At 77.0% G+C, this 4017-nt stretch carries 4 protein-coding genes; 3 read left to right on the forward strand and 1 reads right to left on the reverse strand.

What is annotated here, in order from left to right; all coding sequences use genetic code 11:
- Positions 1 to 1033 (reverse strand): phytoene desaturase family protein (locus HCJ92_RS22820; RefSeq protein ID WP_167935500.1); only part of this gene is annotated, 1033 nt, incomplete at its 3' end.
- Positions 1034 to 1771: 738 nt separating this feature from the next.
- Here HCJ92_RS22820 and HCJ92_RS22825 point away from each other — a divergent pair.
- The 3 genes from HCJ92_RS22825 to HCJ92_RS22835 all read left to right on the forward strand — a co-directional run bounded on the left by HCJ92_RS22825 (position 1772) and on the right by HCJ92_RS22835 (position 3942).
- Positions 1772 to 2236 carry an SAV_6107 family HEPN domain-containing protein gene (locus HCJ92_RS22825; protein ID WP_167935501.1) on the forward strand — a complete coding sequence of 155 codons (465 nt, stop codon included), beginning with the start codon at positions 1772 to 1774 and terminating at the stop codon, positions 2234 to 2236.
- Positions 2237 to 2506: 270 nt separating this feature from the next.
- Complete coding sequence (locus tag HCJ92_RS22830) at positions 2507 to 3292, forward strand: methyltransferase (protein ID WP_167935502.1); 786 nt, start codon at positions 2507 to 2509, stop codon at positions 3290 to 3292.
- A 224-nt stretch (positions 3293 to 3516) separates the two neighbouring features.
- On the forward strand, positions 3517 to 3942 hold the full coding sequence (locus HCJ92_RS22835) for a DUF3040 domain-containing protein (protein ID WP_167935503.1): 426 nt from the start codon (positions 3517 to 3519) through the stop codon (positions 3940 to 3942).
- The last annotated feature ends 75 nt before the right edge of the window (positions 3943 to 4017 follow it).

The following is a 4017-nucleotide window of genomic DNA, read 5'->3' on the forward strand; positions in this document are numbered from 1 at the left end:
CCCCCCCCCACGGGTCGTCGGGCCGGTCCAGGGTGACGGCCGGCCCGGCTGCCCCACCCGGCCGGGTCGCGGCCGGGTGCACCACGGTGCGGTGCGGGGTACCCGCCGGGTGCGGGCCGCGGAGCGCCAGCAGCACCACGAGCCGGCCCGCGGTGCCGCGCGTCCGTCCGGCGCCCGGCCAGGCGCCGCCCCACACCACCTTCTCCGCCGCGAGGCGGCGGCCGTCCGCCAACTCCACGCCTGCCGCGCGCCCCTCGCGCTCCAGGACGCGGACCGCCTCCGCCCCCAACTCGAACCGGACGCGCCGCTCCTCGCAGCGCCGGTGCAGCGCCGAGACCAGCGCCCGCATCCCGCCCAGCGGGTACCAGCTCCCGAAGGTCTCCTCCACGTACGCCAGCACCGCCGCGGAGGCCGGTGCGGTGTGCGGGTCCAGGCCGTGGCGGCGCGCCACCGAGGCCAGTACCGCCTCGGTGGCCGGGTGCCGCAGTTCGTCCCGCGCCATGGCGGCCAGCGTCCGCGGCCGGCGGCGCAGCAGGCCGCCGCGGCGGGCGGGGTAGGCGTCCGCGTGTGCCGCCTCGCGGGCGGCGGCGGTCAGTGGTTCCTCCAGCAGGGGACGCCGGGTGCTCTCCCAGGTCTCGCGCGCGCGGCCCAGCACCGCGTGCCAGCGTTCCCCCGCGTCGGCGCCGACCGCCTCGTCCAGCGCGCGGCGCACCCCCGCCCGGGAGAAGCCGGGCAGCCGCAACCGCGTGCCGTCGGCGAACCGGTGCTCGACCGCCGGGTCCACCCGGCGCAGCTCCACGCACTCCTCCAGCGCGGCCCGGCCCGTCTTGAGGAAGAGGTCGCGCCAGACCGCCGGGAAGTGCAGCAGCCCCGGCCCGGTGTCGAAGGCGAAGCCGTCCCGCCGGTACGCGCCGACCGCGCCGCCCACCGCCCCCGACCGCTCGACCACCGTCACCCGGTGGCCGGACGTCGCCAGTCGTGCCGCCGCCGCCAGGGCGCCCGCACCGGCGCCGACCACCACGATCCCTGCCATGCAGCGAACCCTACTGCCGGGCTCCGAAGGACCGAGCGGCCGGCCCGGTGGCCCGGTGGACCGACGCGTGCGGGTACCCAGAGTGGGCGGCTCGCGTCTGAGTACCGGCCTGAGTAGGAATGCTCATGGGCGGGCACCGGCGCGGACGGCAGAGTGATGCGCACGGGCCGGGGCCACCGGACCGCCGGCACGGGGCGGCGGAAGGTGGGCCGCGGTCGGCCCGGCGGCTGCGGCCGACGGGCGTGCGGGCAGGTCGTTAAACCGGTCGGGGGGACCGGTGGCCGGCCCACGGGGGGCACGGGAGGGCCGGGCGCGGGCGGCCGTGGCACGAAGAACCGGGGGGTTCCGTGCCACGGTCGCCCTGCTGCCGTTCCCCTCCGTTCGGTGCGGTCCGTTCGGGCCGGGTCCGCTGTCCGGCAGAACAGCGGGCTGGCGCTGCTTCCTTTCCTCCTCTCTCCCGCCGCCCGCCGCCCTGGGCCCGCCGTGCCCCGGCGCGGTCCGCGGCTGCCGGCGCGGGGGGTACCGCCGCCCCCTGGCGCCGGTCGGCCCCCACCCCCTCGCGACGTGGCCGTTCGCCGCCGTCACCGCCGTTCCGGGTTCGTCCGCCCGGTCGGCTGGGCACTGATTGTCAGTGGCATGCGTCAGCATGTGTTCGGACGCGAGATGTCCGCCGGTGGCGGGCCGCCCGCCGGGCCGCCCGTCGCCGACAGACCGCCGAATGACGACAGGAGGCTCGTCATGACCGGAAGCCCGGCCGACGTGCACCCCGTACTACGCCGTGCCGCCGCGCCCCCCGCCGCCCTGGACCTGTTGGGCCAGGCCGAACGCGGCCTGGAGACGGCCGCGGCCTGCGAGGACCCGGGTGACGCCTACGTGGCCGTCCACCTCGCCGCCCTGCGGGCCGCCGCCGCCGTGCTGGCCGTCCGGGGCCGGCCCGAGATCACCGAGCGTGGCCGCCGCCGCATCCGCAGCGTGTGGGAGATGCTGCCGGAGGCCGCGCCGGAACTGGCGGAGTGGAGCACGCTGTTCGCGGCGAGCGCCGTGCGCCGGGCGCGCGTCGAAGCGGGCATCCGCAACGCCGTCCGCCCCGAGGAGGCGGACGAACTCGCCCGCTCCGCGGGGATGTTCCTGCGGTTGGTGCAGACGATGCTGCCGCATCAGCCCACCCTGCCGCGTCAGCCCGCCGCCGGCCCGGGCGGCTGACACGGCAGGGTGAGCGCCGCCGCGCGGGCTCGGGGCGAGCGCGCGGCAGCCTCGGGGTGCACCCGTGCGGGTGATCGCGGCCGTGGGGGCGCCGTGGGGCCCGCGTCCGCGCCGCCGTGGCTCCGCACGGCCACCGCCGTCGACCGCGCGCGGCGTCCCTCCACCGCGCGGGGCGTCCGCCGGACGGGACCGGGCGCCCGGCGACGGGTCCGAGGCCATAAGCTGGAGTGGCTCGCCCAGCACCGCATTTCCGCACGAGGAGCCACCCGCATGTCGTCTGAACCGACCGCTCCCGGCCCGCACACCGCGCTGCGTACGGGAGTCGTCTGGGAGCTGTTGCGCGGGGCCCTCGCACGCCGCGCCGCCGCCGCGGGGGTCCCGGCGCTCGACGTGCTCGACACGGGGGGCGGCAGCGGGAGCCTCGCCGTCCGTGTCGCGGCTCTCGGCCACACCGTGACCGTGGTCGACCCGAGCCCCGACGCGCTGTTCGCGCTGGAGCGTCGCGCGGCCGAGGAGGGCGTCGCGGAGCGGGTCCGCGGCGTGCAGGGCGACACCGGGGACCTGCTGGAGGTCGCCGGTCGGGGCGCCTACGACGTCGTGCTCTGCCACGGCGTGCTGGAGTACACGGAGGACCCCCGTGCGGCCCTCACCGCCGTCACCGGGACGCTGCGGCCGACCGGCGGCACTCTGAGCCTGCTCGCCGCCGGTGTCGGCGGCGCGGTGCTCTCCCGGGCGCTGGCGGGTCGCTTCACCGAAGCGCGGCAGGCCCTGGCCGACCCGGACGGCCGGTGGGGCGACGCGGACCCGGTGCCCCACCGCTTCACCGCCGACCAACTGACCGCTCTCGCCTCGACGGTGGGACTGGACCCGCTCACCGTGCACGGGGTGCGGATCTTCGCGGACCTGGTGCCGGGAGCGCTGGTCGACACCGAGGCCGACGCGCTGGCCGCCCTCACCAGGCTGGAGGCGGACGCGGCGGCCGTTCCGGCGTTCCACGCGATCGCCGGACAACTTCACCTGCTCGCCGAGCGCACCGTGCCCCGGGCCGACTCCTGAACGTGCCCCCGTTCCCTTAGGATCGGACGTAATATCGGACGTGCGCCCGTCGGCATGGCGGAGGGGAGCCGGGGTAGGGGATTCTCCATCCCCCGGTTGCTCTGGTCGTGGCGGAAGCGGTGGGCGGAATTTGCGTGAGGGGCGGCTTTCACAGGGAGCGTTCCCTGCCTATCCTGGAAGAGTCGGACCCGGTCGCCACCGCGACCGACGAGTAGGAGGACCCCGTGCCGCTCTCGGAGCACGAGCAGCGCATGCTCGAGCAGATGGAGCGAGCGCTGTACGCGGAAGATCCCAAGTTCGCGACAGCGCTCGAGGGCAGTGAGCTGCGCACGTACACCCGCAAGCGGGTCTACCAGGGCGCGGTCGGTTTCCTGGTGGGCATCGTGCTGCTGATGGCCGGCATGGTCGCGCAGCAGATCTGGCTCAGTGTCGTCGGGTTCCTGGTCATGCTCGGCTGTGCCGTGCTCGCCGTGACCGGCTGGAAGAAGGGTCCGGTCGTGGCCTCCACGGACGGCGCCTCGGCGCAGGGCGGCGGCAAGGCCGGCGCCCAGCCCGGGACACGCCGCCAGCAGCAGCCCCGGCAGCGTCGCTCGGTCATGAACCGCATCGAGCAGCGCTGGCAGCGCCGCCGCGACGAGCGCGACGGCTGAGCCGAACCCGACCGGCCACGAGGCCGGTCACCCCGACGCACCCGTGACGGGCCCGGAAGCCACGGCTTCCGGGCC

Origin of the sequence: Streptomyces spiramenti, from assembly GCF_012034385.1 — a bacterium.
Classification (GTDB): domain Bacteria; phylum Actinomycetota; class Actinomycetes; order Streptomycetales; family Streptomycetaceae; genus Streptomyces; species Streptomyces spiramenti.

Excerpts from the sequence above, each read along its gene's own strand:
- HCJ92_RS22830 (WP_167935502.1), top strand. The coding sequence starts at position 2,507 with ATGTCGTCTGAACCGACCGCTCCCGGCCCGCACACCGCGCTGCGTACG.
- HCJ92_RS22825 (WP_167935501.1), top strand. The coding sequence starts at position 1,772 with ATGACCGGAAGCCCGGCCGACGTGCACCCCGTACTACGCCGTGCCGCC.